The organism is Mesorhizobium sp. M0028 (assembly GCF_040323855.1).
Taxonomy (GTDB): Bacteria; Pseudomonadota; Alphaproteobacteria; order Rhizobiales; family Rhizobiaceae; genus Mesorhizobium.
Window position 1 is genome coordinate 20,792 of record NZ_JAMYVG010000020.1, and the last position, 18,735, is coordinate 39,526.

The window sequence follows — 18,735 nt, forward strand, 5'->3', positions numbered from 1 at the left end:
GAAAGGCGCCCACCTGGCTGACCCTGGCCGACCTCGATGCTGGGCGCATGCGCGCCGCAAGTTCTTCGTGCTCGCCGACATCGCCACCAATGCCAAGCGCGGCAAGGATGCCGCACCGATCTCGCCGATCGCACTAGAGGCGGTCAAACGAATGGACCTGCTGTTTGATATCGAGCGCGACATCAACGGTCTTGCCGCCGACGAACGCCTGCAACGACGCCAGCAGGAAAGCCGGCCGATCGCAGAGGCGCTTGAGGAATGGATGCGGAGCGAGCGGGCAAAATTGTCCCGAAGCTCTCCGGTTGCTGAGCCAATCGACTATGTGCTGAGGCGCCGGGACGGGTTCACGCCCTTTCTCAGCGACGGCCGGATTTGTCTGACCAACAACGCCGCCGAACGTGCGCTGCGTAGCTTTGCCCTCGGCAGGAAGCTTGGCTGTTCGCAGGCTCCGATCGCGGTGCCGATAGGGCTGCCTTCATGGCGACGAGATTAACACCACCAAGCTCAACGACGTCGATCCGCAGGCCTGGCTGGCCGATGTCCTCGCCCGCGTCGCCGACACGCCGATCACACGGCTCAAGGGCTTGCTTCCCTGGAATTGGAGCCTTTGACAATCGCAGCGGCTAAAGCTGCCTGATCTGGTGATCTGGCCCATTGGGCTCACATGCAAACCAGATCGTTGAGGCCGCCAGATGGGATATCGCAACTCCGCTCTTTACACTCTCAAACACGTGGCCGAGATGCTCGAAGAGGACGAAGGCTTTTTGCGCGATTGCTCGATTGAGATGTTCTCGGAAGACGGTTGCCTACGCGCCTACGACGGCTATCCCGCAACCGAATTCAGCAAAACTATCGTCGTCTTCACCGAAGACGGCATCGACAACCTTCGGCAAATCGCCGACGAGCGCAGGGCTAAGGGTGACGCTCCGCCCAAACCTCCCGCAGGAAATCTCCTGAGACCGTAGCCACCGCGGCCCTCACCGTATGGATGTACTGGCACGGCGACGGTCGAGCTCTCCACCCGTCGCTTGCGCGCACGAAAGCGCTCGCCGAACACTGGACCGTGACGTTTCTCGCCGAAACTTAGCCATTAATCAAAGTTCAAAACTCGACGTAATCCAGGCTCACTGTCAGCCCTTCCAGCATCAAGCCCGAGCCCTTGTGGTCTGAATTCATAGCGACTATGTCGCCTGGATCCAAATAGCTGCCCGCTTGGCTTGCCCTGATACCGGCATCTCGACTTACGAACGCCGCCAAGCCCTTTGATGCCGTGTCAATCGTGACGATGTTGATTGATGGTCCATTCCGGTATCGATTTAGTGAAAGAGTACGATAGTTCCTCTCATCGGCTTCCGCCTCCTCTGCAACCAAATAGCGCGCACGGGTTATCAACGTCCTGCGTCGCGCCACGAAGACACTCTTGTTTACGGCACCTCTCGCTGCCAAATCGCCGACCTTCGCGTCTACGCATTCCCCGTGAATGTACTTTTGGGCGTCCCCCTCCAGGATAATGGTTCCTCCGACGCGATTTTTTCTACCCCACAGGACTGAGTAGGGGCTGTCGAGATGATGCCAGAGCAGAGGCCCGTTAATCGGTCGCCAGACGACGGTCCCGTCTAGAATTCTTTCGTCAGTTCCGGTCGGGCCCGTGGAAAATCCCGAAACGCCAGCTGTCATGCAGACGTAATAACGGTCTTGATTCCTGCAGAGGTCGTCGACCAAGTATTTGCTACCGCCTGTCCAAGCAGAGATCGATTCGCTGCCGTCATCAGGAATGGCAGTGCCGATCCCAGACGGACCGCCAGACCGTCCCGACATACCGTCGACGGCGGAACGATAGAATCGGCCGTTATTGATGACAAGAGAGTTCCTTTTGTAGAAGGTCTGCCCTTTCCAAGTTGCAGTGCCCCTACTGTCGCCCGCGATCAATACGTCCCCTTCGATGTCGCAATTGTCTATGACGCAGCGGGCTGCACGCGTGTGCAGCGACGTGAGAACTAGATCGGGATCTTTCCCGCCCAACGTGTTGTTGCCACGAGTGATGAGGCCGTTCACAACAGCACGCGACGGAGCAGATAGCCTCAAGGCTCCCCGTTGGGCATTTTCGATCCTCATTTTGTCGATTTGGACATCGAGGTCTGAAAAGCCAACCTGATCTGTATTGGCCCCGGCTGAGCGCATATCGACGGCAGAAAATCCAGGCGCAGATATCACTGATCGTAAAGTGATGTTCTTGAAAACGAGACCTGAGCCTTCACGAACAAAGACAAATCCAGTATCTTCCAAGCATATATTCTCAATTGTAATGTCTCTGACCGGTCCAGACCCCGCGTGGTTTCCGGCGGCCCAATCCCATCCGATGAATATAGCGGGATTGTTCACTCCATCGCCAATTTGGCTTCCCGTGACGTTGCTTACAACTATACGCTTTCCAACCTGAAAATTCCGTACCGGCGAATTGAGGAGATATTCACTGTATGTATCTGGTGTCGTTGTTTTATAGTTTATGGTAATGATGTTGCCGACGTTGTTGACCGAAAAATCACCAATCGATGCGTCGACCTGATCGTTCACGTCTATACACTGTTGCTTGCGCTTTGTTCCTTGAAAGACGCCATTGCGAATGACCGCCCGTTTTGAAGTCCCATCCAAGTCAATAGCTTCGGAGAAATCGCTAAATACGAAGTCTGTGATTACGATGTTTTCGCAATACCGAAGGTTGAACCCCCCCGTCACTCTATCATGGCGATGACCAGTTACCTGGATGTTCCGACTGTTCTGAATATGGGCGAAATACCCGTTTCGAGTCCCGCTAGAATGTCCGATCGTTGCCAAAAACCGCAAACCGTCGATGCCAACGCCATATAGGAAGCGTTGGTTTGAATTAGCTAAGGAGGCGGCGTTTGCGGGGTCGAACGCGATGTCTTTGAACGTCACATTCTTGACTGTTCCAACTGTCAAGTTCTTGTCCGTAGCGAAAATTGGCTGAACATCCGAGACTGCTACTCCGGGCCTGTTGACGCCGTGGAAAACGACTCCGTGGCCGGAAATCGTAAAATTGCTCTGGGTTAACGCGACCGCTCTGTAGACTTTGTTTGGAAGATTGCTGAGCGTAAACGGCGATTCGGATCCGGGGACCATTTGGTAAACCCCAGCTGGCAAGGAAACACCTCCAAGCGCCATGTCGAGCTCTAGCTGAATCGCGGATGCGTCATTTGCCATGTTGAATTCCCGGGACCGCTTCGTACCGGTCCAATCAGAGCAAAAATCGACTTTTGTTGGACGGCTGCCTGAGATGCCAAGAGAGCGATGCAGCCGTCGTCAACCGTGCTCCAAGCTTAATTCTGTCGCGAGAAAAATCACTGGTTTCCAGCTAAATTGCAGCGGTCCTGTAAACGGGTGAACTGTCCCACAGGGTGTACGCTGTCGGCCGAATCTGTAATCGATCTGAGGCGCAAAGTTAGCGGCGCTCGTGTTGATAATGCACAAGCGGCAAGTTGACAGCCGCCCTTAGGTGTTCCCACTAAAGCGACAGCGCGGGATCGAGTGGGGCAAAATCAAAAAAGTGGTCGGAGGAGGCTATGTCGATCAAAAAGGTAGGGCTGCTTGGTGTGATCACGCTGGTGTTCGCTGCCGGCTTTCTCGGCCTCGTGACGGTTCAGAGAGATAGTTCGAGAGCGCCGCCTAAGCTGTCAATAACACCTGAGCGGCTTGAAGGGACGTTTTCCATCCAGACTATCGATGACCTCCGTGTCGGCGGCCATAAGATATTGCTGTGCGGCGTTGCATTCAGCAGGCCCCAATTCATGCGGGCAATGCTAACGGATGCAGCGCGCCGGGACTATCAGGGGCTTGCCTTGACCTGTAAGCCTGTCGGCACAGGAACCCCCTGCGATGGCAATACCGCGCCAAGGCTTGGCGATGCCACAGTTGTACAATGTTTTACGCCAGATGGGTCGGACCTAGCCGCGAAACTCGTGGAGGGCGGTGTGCTGTGTGGGCAGCCGGCCCAAGCGGGTTCAATCTACAAACCCTGTTCTCCGGCATTGTAGTGCTTTAGGTTAGGTCGCGTCGTTATGACCTATGGCCCAGAGTTGCCCCTATGCTGTTGTGTCGATCATTTGAGAGCGTCGACGGCTGTTTCGAAATCGCCAGTCGCAGTCGGTGCGGAAAAGGGTACATTCCAACCTGCTTATGGTGTGTTCAATCAACCACACCGAAACCAAAAATTATTTCGCATTTGCGAAACGGGTTGGAATTGGCGCAAAAAGCTGTTACGCGCTTGTTTCAATACCTACACCTAGTGGCGGGTGGGCCTCAGGTAACGTGGGACAGAAGGATTGATGCGGATGAACCTAGTTGTGAAAAGTGCGTTGGCGGGATTTGTTGTGTTGGCCAGTTTCGCCCCGGTATCGTCTTTCGCGCAGGATGGGTCGTGCACCTGTGCAACTGCCTACACCGGCGTAAGTCCGATTGGATCGATCGGGAACGTTAATGGCGATGTGATGATCTCGCAGGTGGCTGGCTATGGTCCGGCACAAGCGGGGGGCGCGCTGGATTTCGGCAGCCGCGTCGTAGTTGGCGGCAAGGGATCGGCTTCGGTTCGTGTCGGTGGCTGCAATTTGAGCGTGCCGGCCAATTCGACACTTGATATCTCCCGTGTTGAGAACAAGATTTGCCTCAATGTTCTCGGTTCTGAGCACACCGCCCAAACGGGCAATTCGACGGGTACTTCCAATAACAATACGCCGCTCTTCATCTTTGGCGGTATGGCACTTGGGGCCGGTATTCTGGCTGCGACGGCGGACAAAGATCACGGCCACGCCGTTAGCGACTAAGTTGACCGAAAATAAGGCACAGTGGCAGCAGGGGCGCGTGGCGCTTCTGCTGTCTGTCTGTTGGCGACAGGGCGGCCTTAGTCTATATGCTGGTGTCGTAGCCGGTATATTAGTCGGATCGCCTAAGCCAAGGCGACATGCGGATATCTGAGGCTAGCGAACATGCCGGAATGAAGGGCGAAGTGCCGGTTTATCGGCCGAATCGCAATCTTTCGCTTCGCTGCTGCGCGTTGGTGCAAGTTCGGATACCTCAAACTCAATTCTGTGGAGGGCGGCATGTATGTAGCGCTCGATACATCAGGCGCAGCTATTGCCGCCGATGCGGTGCTGATGATCGACCTGCATGATGACGACAACTCTGTCCACCAGTAGCCGGGGCCTGGCATCCATCGTATCGCATGAACTTGACAAATGCGTCATTCGCTGTGCTGCGGGTGACGCATTTATATTTTTTGGGGATGACGCCCCTACGTTTCGTCGTTGCAGTCAGAAACGCCCATGATCGATCTGCATTCCCACATCTTGCCCGGCCTCGACGACGGCTCGCCCAGTCTTGCCGAATCGCTGGAAATGGCTCGACTGGCGGTGGCCGACGGAACGACCCACATGGCGTGCACGCCGCACGTGACGCCGGGCGTATACGAAAACGAAACATCCAACATCGTCCGGGCGGTTCAAGAGTTGCACCAGGCGCTGCGCAGCGCCTCCATACCGCTTGCTCTCTACGTCGGCGCCGATGTTCACATAGCGCCGGATCTTCCGGACCAATTGGCGGCCGGCAGTGTGCCGACCTTAAACAGGTCCCGCTATTTTCTGTTCGAACCGCCGCATCATGTTCTACCTCCACGAATGGAGGATCTTGCTCTACGCCTAATAAACGCCGGTTTTATCCCGATTCTTACTCATCCCGAGCGTTTGACCTGGATCAAAACGAATTACGACGTTATCGAGAGGTTGAATGCGGTGGGTTGTCTTATCCAGCTTACCGCAGACTCGATTGTTGGTGCTTTTGGACGCACGGCGCTTTATTATTCGGAAAAGCTGATTGACGAGGGCAGGGTGGATATCATCGCATCGGACACTCATAGCGCTACGCGCCGACGTCCTGGGCTTTCGCAGGCGGTTGCTGCTGCCGCAAAGCGATGTGGCGAAGACGAGGCCCGCAATATGGTTTTGAAACGCCCAGGCGAAATATTGGCGAACCGACCCCTTGAGCCGGTCGGAAAAGTAAGCGCCAAAAAGCCAAGCACCGGCAATGCTGGCCGCTTTGGAGGGTTCGGCCGCTTGTTCGGAGGCGGGACAGTGTGATGGCCGTTTTTCGTTTAGGAAAAAAACCCGTAGGCGCGGTATTCGTGATGCTTATATCGCTCGCTGCGTCGGCATGCACGAGCACCTCGTCTGGGACGACGTCTTCGTCGAGCTCGGTCGATGCGCTGCAATTGGCATCATCATCGTCATCGACCCCGCTTTCGAGCGGCGGGGCTCTAAAGGTGGTAAAGGACCTCCCTGCGCCGCAAAACACCCAGAATGGCAGTGAGCAACCTTTGTCACCGAACGATGTGCTCGAGGTGAATGTGTTTCAGGTCGACAATTTGAACAGAACGGTTCAAGTCGACTCCAGTGGTCAGATTTCTCTTCCGCTTATCGGCACTGTTACCGCTGCGGGGAAAACCGTCCGTCAGTTGGAGCAGGAGATAGAGACCGCTTACGGCGCCAAATACCTGCAGTCCCCTGATGTTTCGATTTTCGTCAAGGAATCCATCGGACAGCGAATAACCGTCGATGGCGAAGTCAATAAGGCTGGTATTTATCCGGTATCCAGCAATTCTTCTCTCATCGATGCGATTGCCCTAGCGGGAGGGTTCAATAACGTTGGGGATGCAAAAAAGGTATTTGTCTATCGTAATATCGGCCCGAACACGTTGGTTGCCAACTACAACGTCGAGGAAATCCGTGGCGGCAAAACCCGCAACCCGCGCATCTATGGTGGCGACAAGATTGTGGTCTTCGCCTCAAAATCGAAAATTGCGATGAACAATCTCAAGGACGCCCTCGGTGTCGCCTCAAGTGCAGCCCGAATTGGCGTGCTGGTTCCATAGATGCTTTCCCTTCAGCCACACAGGCAACCTAGGATAATCTAGCGCTATGCTCGATCGTAACAGGCAGCACCAAATTGCGGGACCCGGGCATAGCCAGGCGTTGTCCGCGGACCTTTATTATGACGGTGCGCAAAACTATAGCCCGTACGGCCGTGATACCTTGGAGTCCGATCTTCGTTTCAGTCCGCTAAAGCTGCTCTTTTACGCTGTCCAGTATCGCTGGCTGATCGTCATCATGGCCGTCGCTGGGCTTGTCGCCGGCGTCATTATTACCATGATGCAGACTCCAAAGTATCAGGCAACAACGCAGTTGGAGGTGCTGGTTCCTTCGGCCAAGGTGTTCCAGGACATCGAGGTGGTTTCCGAAAACAGCGACGTGCGCGCCTTTCTCACGGCCCGAGAAAAGCTGAGAAGCCGTGCACTGGCCCAGCGCGTTGTGTTTCAATTGGGGCTTAGTGAAAAACCAGACTTCTTGTTTCCGATACCCGATTTCTCGCCCATCAACATCTTCTATCGCGCCTTCGGAATTTCCAAGGCGCCTTCCATGGACGGGAAGACACCAGAGCAACGTGAGGCGATTGCGATTGATCGCGTCCTTAATGGCCTTACAGTCAATCTGGTTCCTAACACCAGTCTATTGTCCATTACCTTCATCGATCAGAAACCGAAGTACGCAAGCGATGTAGCCAATCAGGTTGCGCAAAGCTTTATTGACCAACGCCTCGACCAGACGGGCGAAACATCCGACCTGGCCCGGCAGTTCATCCAGGAACAGGTCTTGCAAGTGAAGCAAAAACTCCAGAAATCGGAAGAGGAGCTGGTCGCCTATGCTAAGGATGCTGGCATTACGGTAACCGGCGACGACAAGTCATTGATAGGCTCGAACATCGAGGCCCTGAACACTGCTCTCGCAACTGCGATTCAGGACCGTCTCGATGCCGGGCGAATCGTGGACCAGATCGATAAAGGTCGGGGATCAAGCCTCGCCCCCGTCCTAGAAAGCGAAGGTCTGCAGAAGCTCAGCGAGAAGTTGGCGGATCTGACCAGCCAATACCAGCAGAAGTTGGGCATTCTGAAGCCTGGTTTCCCCGAAATGCAGCAGCTTCAGTCGCAGATCAAGGAATTGCAAAGGCTCTACAACAATGGTGTCCTCGCGATCACCGATTCGCTGCGCCTAAAGTACCAAGAGGCACAAAGCAAGGAGGCGGACCTTAAGAGCAAGCTTGCGGAGATGGAGAAGCAGCAAGCTATCTTTAACGACAAGAATATAAAATATACTATCCTAAAGCGTGAAGTCGATTCCAACCGATCACAATACGACAGTCTTATCGCTAAGCTGAACGAAGTTGGAGTGAGTTCTGAGCTTAAGACACAGAGCGCTGCAATCGTTGATTTCGCAGCTCTTCCTGAGTTACCTTATTCGCCACGTCTCAGTCTAAACCTTGCTATTGCCTTGGCTCTGTTTATGGTGTTATGTGCATCGGTTATCTATGTGATCGAGTTGTTGAACAACACCTTCACCAGTCCCGAGCAGATTGAGAGAGAATTGGGGTTGGCAATGCTCGGTATCTTGCCGTACGTGGACGACCGGGAACTCGCAGCCAGTATTGCCGATCAGAAGTCCGGCCTGTCGGAGGCCTATCGGTCGCTTCGAACATCGCTGCAGTTTTCCGGGGCGGAAGGCGCGCCACGATCGCTGGTCGTCACGAGTTCGGAGCCTTCGGAAGGCAAGTCGACCACGTCGTTCAAACTCGGCCAGGATTTTGCTGCACTCGGCGCAAGGGTTCTCATTGTGGACGGCGATCTCCGCAAACCGAACCTTCATCGACTGCTTGGTCTCGACAATACGATCGGGCTGAGCAATCTGCTGACAAACACCGTTCGCAAGGAGGATCTCGCCAGCATCTTCAGGGCGACGAAATACCCCAATGTGACCGTTCTAACTTCTGGAACGATCCCTCCAAATCCTGCGGATCTGCTCTCTTCACCGAAGATGGCTTTGATCATAACCAATCTCGGCAAGCGCTTCGATCTTGTTATTATCGACGCGCCGCCGATCGTGGGCCTTTCGGATGCTCCTATTCTCAGCCGGCTCGCTGAGGGTACATTGATGGTCATCTCTACAAATCAGGTGACACGCAAGTCGGCCAAGACCGCGCTGAAGCGCCTGCGAGCCGCTGGCGCCAACGTGGTCGGAGCCGCGATGTCAAAGTTTGCGGTGAACAAGTTCGACTATAATTACGCCTACAAATATATGAACTATCAGTATTACAACTACGGAACAGACTCGAGTACTCCGAAGATTGAGGGCAAAGTCGATGATGGAGCAAGCCAGCCCGCCTATGCGAAGTCTCCGACATTCAGTCGTTTGGTTCGTCGCATCCGTTCTCGTATTGGTGGCTTCCTCGATCGGGCTAAGTCGATTTCTTGAAGCAGAAACACCGGCTGTTTCTCTTGCCTTGGATCCGCTCAACATCGACGCATTGATAGCCGAAATCAGCAGTGACCTGAACGACACGAATAATGCTGCCGATCTTGATGCCTTGCTTGCCAAGGCCAAGCGCGCGCTAACCTTCGATTTGGCTGACGCACGTCTCTACAGCCTGATCGGCGAGATCAAATACCGGCAAGGCGAAAAAGACGAGGCCTACCAGCTTTTCGACCAAGCCCGAAAATTGTCCAAGACAGAGATCCATGCGCTGCAGAGGTCCATTGGCCGCAAGATAGAAACTGGTGATTTGTCGAAGGCCGTTGCTGAGATGGACATATTGCTGCGGCGATGGCCGGACCAATTTTCGGCGATTGCTGATGGCATACCAGCGATCCTTTCAAATCCCGAGGGCTACCAAGCCGTGCTGGCGCCCATCGGAGCAAAGGCGCCTTGGAGAGGCAGCCTATTTCTCTCTCTTAACAAAACCCCCGAAGGGCTCGATTTAGCAAATCGGCTGCTTCTAGATTTGACTGGATCAAGCGCACCGCCGACGTCGAGCGAACTGGCTGCTGTGATGGCCGGCTATATCCGTCAGAAAGAATACGAGCCGGCATACCGGCTGTTTCTTTTCAGCCTTACTGACGAGGAACGAAAGTTAGGTGGGTACATTTTCAACAGCACCTTCGAACCTACGTCCGGTGGCAAGCCCTTCGATTGGCAGCTACAGGATCAATCAGGCTTGGAAGTCACTTTCGCAACATCCCAGGATGCGGTGGAGGGCGAGGGCGGAGCGACTGTCCGGTTCTTGAACACACCGGTTAAGAACACTGCCCTTCAGCAATATGTTGCGCTCCCTCCAGGCTCGTACAAGATTTCCCTGGTTGCCTCTGCACGAAACTTGAAGCTTCCAAAGGATTTGTTCTGGTCGATCAGATGTGTTGATCCGGCGGAAGAAATAGCACGATTCAATATCCCGGAAGGCACCTATAATCGTCAGAATCTTAGCCAGGAATTTTCAGTTGGGCCGACGGCATGTCCTCTGCAGTTGCTAAGGCTACAGACTGCCGCCATTGCCGAGAGCTGGCGGTTTCGATATGTGGGTACGTTAGTAATGCACAAATTGAGCATTGAGAGACTTCCATCTTGAACGACCGGCCGTCGGAATGGGATAAATATCTTCTCGGCTCGGTCCTGTTTGTATCGCTGCTGATCGGTGGCGGCACCGCAAGCGGCCTTTATACGGACACCTTGATCGAGGTCGCGGCGGTCGTCTCGGCAGCGGCCGTTTTCACCCAGACCGCTGGGCAAAGAATCTCCCAGTCTGCTTTGTGGCTGCTGATCTTCGCGGTGGCGTTGATCGTTTTGCAAATCGTCCCACTGCCGGCGGCCATGTTCAACGGGTTGCGGCCGGAACTGCTGCTCGGAGATCCCTGGGTTGGAGAAAGCCGATTTCGGTTCATCAGCGTTGGGGTGGGCCGCACGGTCGAATGTTTGCTTTATCTTTTGGCCGCAGCCGCGTTTTTTTTAGCCGGATTGCGTTTGCGTGCCGAACAGGTCAGCGCGCTTCTTCCCTTTTTCTTCATGGGTGTTATCTGCAACGGCTTGGCCGGAACGATTCAATATTCGCTTTCCAACGACATCGCCATTGTCGGGCTCTTGCCTTTTACGATTAACGCGGGGCTTTTTGCCAACGCGAATCACTTTTCTGCTTTGCTTTTCGTTTCGATTCCCTTCGTCGTCCACTACGGCTTGTTCCGCGGGCATCTTTTGTCCGGATCCCTCGGCTTGATCGCGCTTTTGCTGCTGCTTTTGGCAGCCGGTTCCCGAGCCGGTGCTCTGATTGGGTTGGCCATCACGGTGTTGTCCGTCATCTTCCTTTCAGCCCGCTCAAGGGCGAGTGGATTTAGCGTGCTCCTGGCTTTTGTTGGACTCTCGATTTACACGATGGGCGCCTGGACTAAGATAGATACACAGGTGCTCGATCCGGCCTTCGGGCGAGGAGAATTCACCCGAACCACCATCGAGGGGATTAAGGACAATTGGGCAACGGGTGTCGGATTCGGAAATTTTCAAAAGGCCTACCAGATATACGAACGGGAGAGCATGATTTTCAAACAATACGTGAACCATGCCCACAATGACTACCTTGAAATAGCCTTCGAGGGCGGAGTTCCCGCCATCGTGCTGATGGCGGGTTATTTCGTATTGCTTTTCGCGGCATTGGTTAGAATTCGCCGAGACCCGCTCCAGAAAGCAGCGTTCCTCTCGGTTTCTTTTCTTCTTATTCATTCGCTGGTCGATTATCCGCTGCGAACCGCGGCACTGGCGATAACCTTTGCCTATATGAACGCCATCATCTTCCATAAAGGGTTTGCGGAACGCTTGACCCGCAAGAGTGAGATGATCGAGATCGATCACAACGGCGACAAGCTACTTGTCCCCATCGGAACTTCGTCCTAGCCACCTCGTTGCCACGACTGGCATCGCCAGAATGAGGCGGGACGACTCTCAGTTGCCGCTTGGCCACATGGCGGTGTTCGCTGAGAGCACTCTGACCGCCGTCTCGTGGCGATTGCCTTCCCCGACGCAGGCAATATTTTCCTGCCCCTCGCAAGCGCACCGGTCGCTGAGCAGAAATTTCCCGATTTTGCCGGCTGCATGGAAAATTCATTCCCGAACCATTCGGCCGCAGGCTTGTCTTGCATTGTTCTGAGCAGGAACGATCTGCTAGAACGCCACCACGAGAGATAGATTTGTCCAGAAGTGCAGCTTGAACCGGGCGACTGAAGATCGCGTCCGTTGATGATACAGGCCCTTCTGTGGATGGCACGAAAGAACGCTCACAGTCCATGAACATCGCGCTTACGCACCTACAGCGGCTCGAGGCCGAATCCATCCATATTTTTCGCGAGGTGGCCGCGGCCTTTGCCAAGCCGGTGATGCTCTATTCGGTCGGCAAGGATTCATCCGTGCTCATGCACCTGGCGATGAAGGCGTTTTATCCGGCCAAGCCGCCCTTTCCCTTTCTTCATGTCGATACGACCTGGAAATTCCGTGAGATGATCGCCTTTCGCGACCATATGCAGCAAAAGCTCGGCTTCGACCTCCTTGTCCACGTCAATGAAGACGGCGTGCGCGACAACATCAATCCGTTCGACCACGGCTCCAACACGCACACGCATGTGATGAAGACGGTTGCCCTGCGGCAGGCGCTCGACAAATACGGGTTTGACGCCGCCTTCGGTGGCGCCCGACGCGACGAGGAGAAGTCGCGCGCCAAGGAGCGGATCTTCTCGTTCCGCAACGCTCAGCACGTCTGGGATCCGAAGAACCAGCGGCCGGAGATGTGGAAGATTTTCAACACCCGTATCGCTGCCGGCGAATCGATCAGGGTGTTTCCACTGTCGAACTGGACCGAGCTCGACATCTGGCAATACATTCTCCAGGAGGACATCCCGATCGTGCCGCTGTATCTGGCCAAGGAGCGGCCGGTCGTCGAGCGCGACGGCATGCTCATCCTGAGGGACGACGAGCGCATGCAGCTGCGGCCCGGCGAGACGGTGGAGAACCGGATGGTGCGGTTCCGCACGCTCGGCTGCTATCCGCTGACCGGCGCGATCGACTCGGAAGCCGACACTCTGGAGGCGATAGTCGGCGAAATGCTCACGGCGCGCACTTCCGAGCGGCAAGGTCGCCTGATCGACCGCGACGAAGCCGGCTCGATGGAAAAGAAGAAGCGCGAGGGGTATTTCTGAGTATGCGCCACATCATGGCCAAGAGCCTCGCCCCGACCGACGGCGTCCGCGACTATCTGGCGGCGCAGGAACGAAAGTCGCTGCTGCGCTTCCTGACCTGCGGCTCGGTCGACGACGGCAAGTCGACGCTGATCGGGCGCCTGCTTTCCGATACCAAGCAGATTTTCGAGGACCAGCTGGCCGCGCTCGAGCGCGATTCGCGCAAGCATGGCACCACCGGTGACGACGTCGACTTCGCGCTGCTGGTCGACGGCCTCGAGGCCGAGCGCGAGCAAGGCATTACTATCGACGTCGCCTATCGCTTCTTCGCCACGCCAAAGCGCAAGTTCATCGTCGCCGACACGCCCGGCCACGAACAGTATACCCGCAACATGGCGACAGGTGCATCGACCGCCGATCTTGCCATCGTGCTGATCGATGCCCGCCAGGGCGTACTGCGCCAGACAAGGCGGCATTCGATCATTGCCTCGCTTCTGGGCATTCGCCACATCGTGCTCGCCGTCAACAAGATCGATCTTGTCGGCTTCGACGAGGCGGTCTTTAAACGGATCGTCGCGGATTACGGGCGGTTCTCACGCGAGCTCGGCTTCCAGACGATCGTGCCCATTCCGATGTCGGCCCGCTACGGCGACAACGTTACTGGCCGTTCCGATAGGACAGACTGGTATTTCGGCCCGACGCTGATCGAACATCTCGAAACCATCTCGGTTGACGAGGCCGCGGTCGAATTGCCGTTCCGGTTCCCGGTCCAATATGTGAACCGTCCCAATCTCGATTTTCGCGGTTTCGCCGGCACCATCGCCTCTGGCTCGGTTGCGCCGGGCGATGAGGTGGTCGTGGCGAAATCGGGCAAGTCCTCCCGTGTCAGGCGCATCGTTTCGCATGGCGGAGACCTTCAGCAGGCTGTCGCCGGCCAGGCCATCACCCTCGTCCTCGACGACGAGGTCGAGGTCTCGCGCGGCAACATGCTGGTGTCGCCGGCAGCGCGGCCGCAGGTCGCCGACCAGTTCGCCGCCAACATCGTGTGGTTCGACGAACATGCATTGCTGCCCGGCCGCTCCTACATCCTGCGCACCGAGACCGACCAGACCAGCGCCACCGTCACCGACCTGAAATACCGGGTCAACGTCAACGACTTTGCCCATGAGGCGGCCAAGTCGCTTGAAATGAACGAAGTCGGTATCTGCAACATCTCGACGCGGTCGCCGATCGCCTTCGATCCGTTTGCCGAGAACCGCACCACCGGCGCCTTCATCCTGATCGACCGCATCACCAATGCGACGGTCGGCGCCGGCATGATCCTGCATTCGCTGCGCCGCGCCGAAAACATCCACTGGCAGTCGCTTGATGTCGGCAAACGCGCCCGCGCCGATATGAAAAACCAGCGGCCGGCCGTGTTCTGGTTCACCGGGCTTTCGGGGTCGGGCAAGTCGACCATCGCCAATCTGTTTGAAAAGAAGCTCTTTGCCACCGGGCGCCATACCTACATTCTGGATGGCGACAACGTCCGTCACGGCCTCAACCGCGATCTCGGCTTCACCGACGCTGATCGTGTCGAAAACATTCGCCGCGTCGCCGAAGTGGCGCGCCTGATGGCCGACGCCGGGCTGATCGTCATCGTGTCGTTCATTTCGCCGTTCAGCGCCGAGCGGCGCATGGCGCGCGAATTGATGGCCGACGGCGAATTCGTCGAGGTGTTTGTCGACACACCCTTCGAGGAATGCGCCAGGCGCGATCCGAAGGGGCTTTATGCGCGGGCCTTGAATGGCGAAATCAAGAATTTCACCGGCGTCGATTCGCCGTATGAGGCGCCGGAAAAACCGGAAATCCATCTCAAGACACTCGGCAAATCGGCCGAGGAGATGGTAGAGGCCCTGGAACACTGGCTGATCGAGCGTGACATTGCCGAAGACCAATATGATAGCGGCGGCGGTATCTGACGACGAAGCGATGCTTGCCGTCTTCGAGCACCTTGCCTTGGCGGCAGGGCGCGAGGTGATGCGCGTCTTTCGTGCCGGCTGTGCGGTCGACAGCAAGTCGGATAGTTCGCCGGTGACGGAGGCAGATCGCGAGAGCGAGAAGATTATTCTTGCCGGGCTGCGCGCCGCATTTCCCGAGATTCCGTGCGTGGCCGAGGAAGAAGCTTCGGCCGGCATCATGGCACCGGATCTCGGCGACGCCTTCTTCCTGATCGATCCTCTCGACGGCACCAAGGAGTTCGTCAACCGCAGGACCGATTTCACTGTCAACATCGCGCTGGTTCGCCATGGCGTGCCGGAGATCGGGGTCGTCTTCGCGCCTTGCACCGGCCGCTTCTTTTCCGGCCGGCCGGGCAAAGCGGAAACGATCGAGATCAATGACGACTGTGAGATCGTCGATCGCCAGCCGATTTCGGCAAGGGCCGGTGTGGTGCCGCTGACCGTCGTTGCCAGCCGGTCGCACAACACGCCGGAAACCGACGCTTATATCCGCGCGCTGGGCGCTGCCGAGATCGTCTCGGTCGGGTCATCGCTGAAATTCTGTCTCGTCGCCGGCGCCGAGGCGGACGTCTATCCGCGCTTCGGCCGCACCATGGAATGGGACACCGCGGCGGGTGACGCGGTGCTACGCGCTGCCGGCGGCATGACGCGAACGCTGGATGGTGCGCCGCTCGCCTACGGCAAGCGCAACCAGAGCGATGACGAGGATTTCGCCAACCCGCATTTTATCGCCAGCGGCAAGGCTGCTGGATTTGGCTAGACGGTGATTGCGCAGTTCCAGACCCGTACGAAAGTGCGGGTGTTGCAAGTGACTTATGCAAGCGACCTCAGATGCTGCTCGAGATTTGTAAACACAGCGGTACGATCCCCATCCAGCCGACAGTTGGGTCGGCGTGGCCGATTCGCTTCGTGTCCGGTCGATGCTGCGGGGCCTTCACACGGTGTATCCAAATTGCCGTATACCGATACACTTGAACGGCTATACGAGCGAGTGATGGCGTTCCACATCAAAAATCCCGAGACCGACGCACTGGCCCGCCGGGTCGCCGCACTTAAGAGGACTGGTCTGACAGAGGCCGTCCATGCCGCGCTCAAACATGAGCTTGAGCGCGAACAGGCTAGACCGTCCCTCGTGGAGATCGGCGTCAGGTTCTGCCGTGATCTGCGAGCCCGGGGCAAGCCTGATCACGGCAGGCCCGCCGACAAGGCGTTTCGCGACAGCCTGTACGAGAATGACTGATATTCATCGACGCCTCGGCCCTGACGGCGCTGATGACCAACGAGGATGATGCGCGCGAACTCCTGGCCGGGACCCGGCGCGGCTGAACGGTGTTGAACCGGACTTTACTTGGCTGGCCACGGTCCAGATTGGATCACGTTCAAGAACCTAAAATGCGGCGGGCTTGCTTCGGATGGTTAAGGCCAGGAGCGCCTCCGAAAGTCGTTTCTTCGCCCGCTCCACCCCGTTCTCGTCGATTGCCTCAACATCGAGGAACAAGTCGAGACCAGTCGTATGCTCGCTGATGACCTGAGGGCGCTGGGCGAGTTCACCCAGGAGGCCCTCGACTTCGTAGGGGACAACCTCCCGGCTGATCCCCTTCATGGCAATCGGTGCTAATGGACGCGCCCGGACAAGGTCGCGCACGAGCGCGTAAGTCTCATAGCTGAGGCAGATGCCGCCGGGCTCGGCAATCGACTGCAGCCGGGCCGCCAAGTTCGCCTCGGCTCCAATGATCGTGTAGTCCATCCGATCATCGGAACCGAAGTTCCCAACATTGCAATAGCCCGTGTTGATGCCCATGCGAGCTCGGAAGGGCCGTTCAACTCCGCGGTCATGCCACACCCTGTTCAACTGCTCCAGCCGACGCTGCATGTCGACAGCCATGCGCAAGCAGGCTCTCGCGTCTTCCTCGACGCCCTGCGTCTCGGGGTCTCCGAAGAACACAAGAAGCGCGTCGCCGATGAACTTGTCGACGGTGCCGCCGTGTTTGAGCGCGATCGTCGACATCTCGGTGAAGTACTCGTTGAGGAGAAGCGTCAGGTCCTCGGGCTGGAGCCGTTCCACGATCGCGGTGAAATCCTTGACGTCGGAGAAAAAGATCGTGAGCTTCTTGCGCTCGGTTGCGATGGTGACGTCCTTCTGGCCGCTGAAGATGCTTTTGTAGATTTGAGGCGAAAGGTATTTGGCGATCTTCAATGAAATCGCGGCCAGAAAGTCGTTTGCCTCGGAAAGCTCCTTGTTGATGCCCTGAATCAACGCGGACTGCCGACGCTGCAGGAGAATGAACGTCAGGCCCGCCGCCGCCGCGAAACCGAAATATAGGAGCAGATACTTGAATGTCAGCACGTTCGCAGCAATAGGCTGATTGACTGATATCTCCTGGATCCCTCGGACATCCCCTACCTTCCAGTCCGTCTTGGGGCTGTCCGGGTGTGAGTTATGGCAGGTCACGCACACTTGTCCCATTATGACAGGGGCCGCGGCGCGGACCTGCCGGTCAAACAGTGAGCCCGAGACTTCGATGATCGGCTCCTTCGGGTTGGCGCGCAAAGCCAAGATTGCATTCCGCTCGAAAACATCGAGCTGGTGGGGCGCGCGACCTTTGAAAGGCAGATCCGAGACGAACCGATATTTGACCGAACCGTCATGAGCGCTGATGCGCTTGCCGAGTTCGATCGAGAGGGTTGCTGGAATAGGGATCGCACCTGGCACGTCCCGATAGTTGTGCGTCGCGGTCACGGCGCCGTTAGCTTGCAGCACGCGTCCCACGACGTCGCTGCCGTAGAATCCGCGCATTTCGTCGATGATCCGGCTGATTTCGCTGGCTTGCCTGCGCAGCATCCGTTCCGATAGGTCTCGGAGGTCGAGCCAGGCTGCGACGGGCAGACCGACAAGGCCGATGACCACTGCCGCCACCAGGAGCGGTCCCATGGTGCGCTGCTGACGCGCAATCTGTTCGCCCAGTCCAGCCATTGTGCAAGCGCCCGCCCGTCATTAGCATCTGAACTATAGCTCATTCCCGGCACGGTACCAGAGTCAGTCTTGGCTCGATGAAAACACGTCAGCCCTGCAACGTCGGACCGACCTTGAGCGGTTGTTGATAAGCGACGACCCTCACATCGGATTTCGCATTCTGGCGCTAGACGGCAGTGGATCAGTGAAGGGGATGTCGCAAAGTCGGCTGTGGCCCGGCATGCGCTCCGCGATAACCGCTCAGGGGTCAAAATTCACCTCTGGCAAGGTTGAGACTTCTGCGGCCGGAGAGCGCGTCGGAAAAGAAAGTGTCCCGCCAAACGTATCCGCGTTTCGGCCGCACTATGGAATGGGACACCGCGGCGGGTGACGCGGTGCTGCGCGCTGCCGGCGGCATGACGCGCACGCTGGATAGCGCGCCGCTCGCCTGCGGTAAGCGCAACCAGAGCGACGACGAGGATTTCGCCAATCCGCATTTCATTGCCAGCGGCAAGGCTGCCACGGCCGCTTAGCACGACGGTGAACCCCGTTCCCCGGCTCGTCGCCCGCGCGAGCGACGCCGTCGCGCACGCGACGCCTGAGTTGAAGCACTTATTTTCAGCCGAACGCTCGTGGCAGGGAGTAACTATCCGGTGTGGATCGTGGCAGAGGCCCTTTCG

14 protein-coding genes and 2 pseudogenes are annotated in these 18,735 nt (G+C 56.9%); 14 read left to right on the top strand and 2 right to left on the bottom strand.

Features of this window, described 5'->3' with window-relative positions; genetic code table 11:
• Positions 1-37 precede the first annotated feature (37 nt).
• Positions 38-611: pseudogene (tnpC, locus tag NKJ93_RS26530) on the top strand (IS66 family transposase); the annotation flags it as partial.
• A gap of 81 nt (positions 612-692) precedes the next feature.
• The gene (locus tag NKJ93_RS26535) at positions 693-965 is read left to right on the top strand and encodes a hypothetical protein (RefSeq protein WP_352592053.1); all 273 of its coding nucleotides are present in this window, start codon (positions 693-695) and stop codon (positions 963-965) included.
• A 136-nt stretch (positions 966-1,101) separates the two neighbouring features.
• On the opposite strand, the gene NKJ93_RS26540 is transcribed toward NKJ93_RS26535, so the two are convergent.
• The gene (locus NKJ93_RS26540; protein ID WP_352592056.1) at positions 1,102-3,222 is read right to left on the bottom strand and encodes a glycoside hydrolase family protein; all 2,121 of its coding nucleotides are present in this window, start codon (positions 3,220-3,222) and stop codon (positions 1,102-1,104) included.
• 359 nt (positions 3,223-3,581) lie between these two features.
• Here NKJ93_RS26540 and NKJ93_RS26545 point away from each other — a divergent pair, with 359 nt between their 5' ends.
• The 11 genes from NKJ93_RS26545 to NKJ93_RS26595 all read left to right on the top strand — a co-directional run bounded on the left by NKJ93_RS26545 (position 3,582) and on the right by NKJ93_RS26595 (position 16,342).
• Positions 3,582-4,052, top strand: coding sequence for a hypothetical protein (locus NKJ93_RS26545; protein WP_352592058.1), 471 nt, complete (start codon positions 3,582-3,584; stop codon positions 4,050-4,052).
• Between the two features lie 297 nt (positions 4,053-4,349).
• Positions 4,350-4,838 carry a hypothetical protein gene (locus tag NKJ93_RS26550; protein ID WP_352592061.1) on the top strand — a complete coding sequence of 163 codons (489 nt, stop codon included), beginning with the start codon at positions 4,350-4,352 and terminating at the stop codon, positions 4,836-4,838.
• Positions 4,839-5,336: 498 nt separating this feature from the next.
• Positions 5,337-6,146, top strand: coding sequence for a tyrosine-protein phosphatase (locus tag NKJ93_RS26555; RefSeq protein ID WP_352592064.1), 810 nt, complete (start codon positions 5,337-5,339; stop codon positions 6,144-6,146).
• Complete coding sequence (locus NKJ93_RS26560; RefSeq protein WP_352592067.1) at positions 6,146-6,937, top strand: polysaccharide biosynthesis/export family protein; 792 nt, start codon at positions 6,146-6,148, stop codon at positions 6,935-6,937. Before NKJ93_RS26555 ends, NKJ93_RS26560 begins: the two co-directional genes overlap by 1 nt.
• 46 nt (positions 6,938-6,983) lie before the next feature.
• Entirely contained in the window at positions 6,984-9,368 is a 2,385-nt protein-coding gene (locus tag NKJ93_RS26565; RefSeq protein ID WP_352592070.1) for a GumC family protein, read from the top strand.
• Positions 9,334-10,515 (top strand): tetratricopeptide repeat protein, encoded by a 1,182-nt coding sequence (locus NKJ93_RS26570; RefSeq protein WP_352592073.1) that lies wholly within the window; start codon positions 9,334-9,336, stop codon positions 10,513-10,515. The genes NKJ93_RS26565 and NKJ93_RS26570 overlap by 35 nt, the downstream gene beginning before the upstream one ends.
• A complete protein-coding gene (locus tag NKJ93_RS26575; RefSeq protein WP_352592076.1) occupies positions 10,512-11,828 on the top strand; it encodes an O-antigen ligase family protein in 1,317 nt (438 codons plus the stop codon). Before NKJ93_RS26570 ends, NKJ93_RS26575 begins: the two co-directional genes overlap by 4 nt.
• 389 nt (positions 11,829-12,217) lie before the next feature.
• Entirely contained in the window at positions 12,218-13,123 is a 906-nt protein-coding gene (gene cysD / locus NKJ93_RS26580; RefSeq protein WP_352592078.1) for a sulfate adenylyltransferase subunit CysD, read from the top strand.
• Positions 13,124-13,125: 2 nt separating this feature from the next.
• Entirely contained in the window at positions 13,126-15,063 is a 1,938-nt protein-coding gene (gene cysN / locus NKJ93_RS26585; protein ID WP_352592081.1) for a sulfate adenylyltransferase subunit CysN, read from the top strand.
• Positions 15,064-15,073: 10 nt separating this feature from the next.
• The gene (gene cysQ / locus NKJ93_RS26590; RefSeq protein ID WP_352592201.1) at positions 15,074-15,862 is read left to right on the top strand and encodes a 3'(2'),5'-bisphosphate nucleotidase CysQ; all 789 of its coding nucleotides are present in this window, start codon (positions 15,074-15,076) and stop codon (positions 15,860-15,862) included.
• A 234-nt stretch (positions 15,863-16,096) separates the two neighbouring features.
• On the top strand, positions 16,097-16,342 hold the full coding sequence (locus NKJ93_RS26595) for a type II toxin-antitoxin system VapB family antitoxin (RefSeq protein WP_254820584.1): 246 nt from the start codon (positions 16,097-16,099) through the stop codon (positions 16,340-16,342).
• A 147-nt stretch (positions 16,343-16,489) separates the two neighbouring features.
• On the opposite strand, the gene NKJ93_RS26600 is transcribed toward NKJ93_RS26595, so the two are convergent.
• The gene (locus tag NKJ93_RS26600; protein WP_352592084.1) at positions 16,490-18,076 is read right to left on the bottom strand and encodes an adenylate/guanylate cyclase domain-containing protein; all 1,587 of its coding nucleotides are present in this window, start codon (positions 18,074-18,076) and stop codon (positions 16,490-16,492) included.
• Between the two features lie 323 nt (positions 18,077-18,399).
• Here NKJ93_RS26600 and NKJ93_RS26605 point away from each other — a divergent pair.
• Positions 18,400-18,588, top strand: a pseudogene (locus tag NKJ93_RS26605) (inositol monophosphatase family protein); the annotation flags it as partial.
• Positions 18,589-18,735: the final 147 nt, after the last annotated feature.

Coding starts and splice junctions, on each gene's coding strand:
- NKJ93_RS26535 (WP_352592053.1), top strand. CDS start 693: ATGGGATATCGCAACTCCGCTCTTTACACTCTCAAACACGTGGCCGAG.
- NKJ93_RS26550 (WP_352592061.1), top strand. CDS start 4,350: ATGAACCTAGTTGTGAAAAGTGCGTTGGCGGGATTTGTTGTGTTGGCC.
- cysQ (WP_352592201.1), top strand. CDS start 15,074: ATGCTTGCCGTCTTCGAGCACCTTGCCTTGGCGGCAGGGCGCGAGGTG.
- cysD (WP_352592078.1), top strand. CDS start 12,218: ATGAACATCGCGCTTACGCACCTACAGCGGCTCGAGGCCGAATCCATC.
- NKJ93_RS26545 (WP_352592058.1), top strand. CDS start 3,582: ATGTCGATCAAAAAGGTAGGGCTGCTTGGTGTGATCACGCTGGTGTTC.
- NKJ93_RS26540 (WP_352592056.1), bottom strand. CDS start 3,222: ATGGCAAATGACGCATCCGCGATTCAGCTAGAGCTCGACATGGCGCTT.
- NKJ93_RS26600 (WP_352592084.1), bottom strand. CDS start 18,076: ATGGCTGGACTGGGCGAACAGATTGCGCGTCAGCAGCGCACCATGGGA.
- NKJ93_RS26555 (WP_352592064.1), top strand. CDS start 5,337: ATGATCGATCTGCATTCCCACATCTTGCCCGGCCTCGACGACGGCTCG.
- cysN (WP_352592081.1), top strand. CDS start 13,126: ATGCGCCACATCATGGCCAAGAGCCTCGCCCCGACCGACGGCGTCCGC.
- NKJ93_RS26595 (WP_254820584.1), top strand. CDS start 16,097: ATGGCGTTCCACATCAAAAATCCCGAGACCGACGCACTGGCCCGCCGG.
- NKJ93_RS26560 (WP_352592067.1), top strand. CDS start 6,146: ATGGCCGTTTTTCGTTTAGGAAAAAAACCCGTAGGCGCGGTATTCGTG.
- NKJ93_RS26565 (WP_352592070.1), top strand. CDS start 6,984: ATGCTCGATCGTAACAGGCAGCACCAAATTGCGGGACCCGGGCATAGC.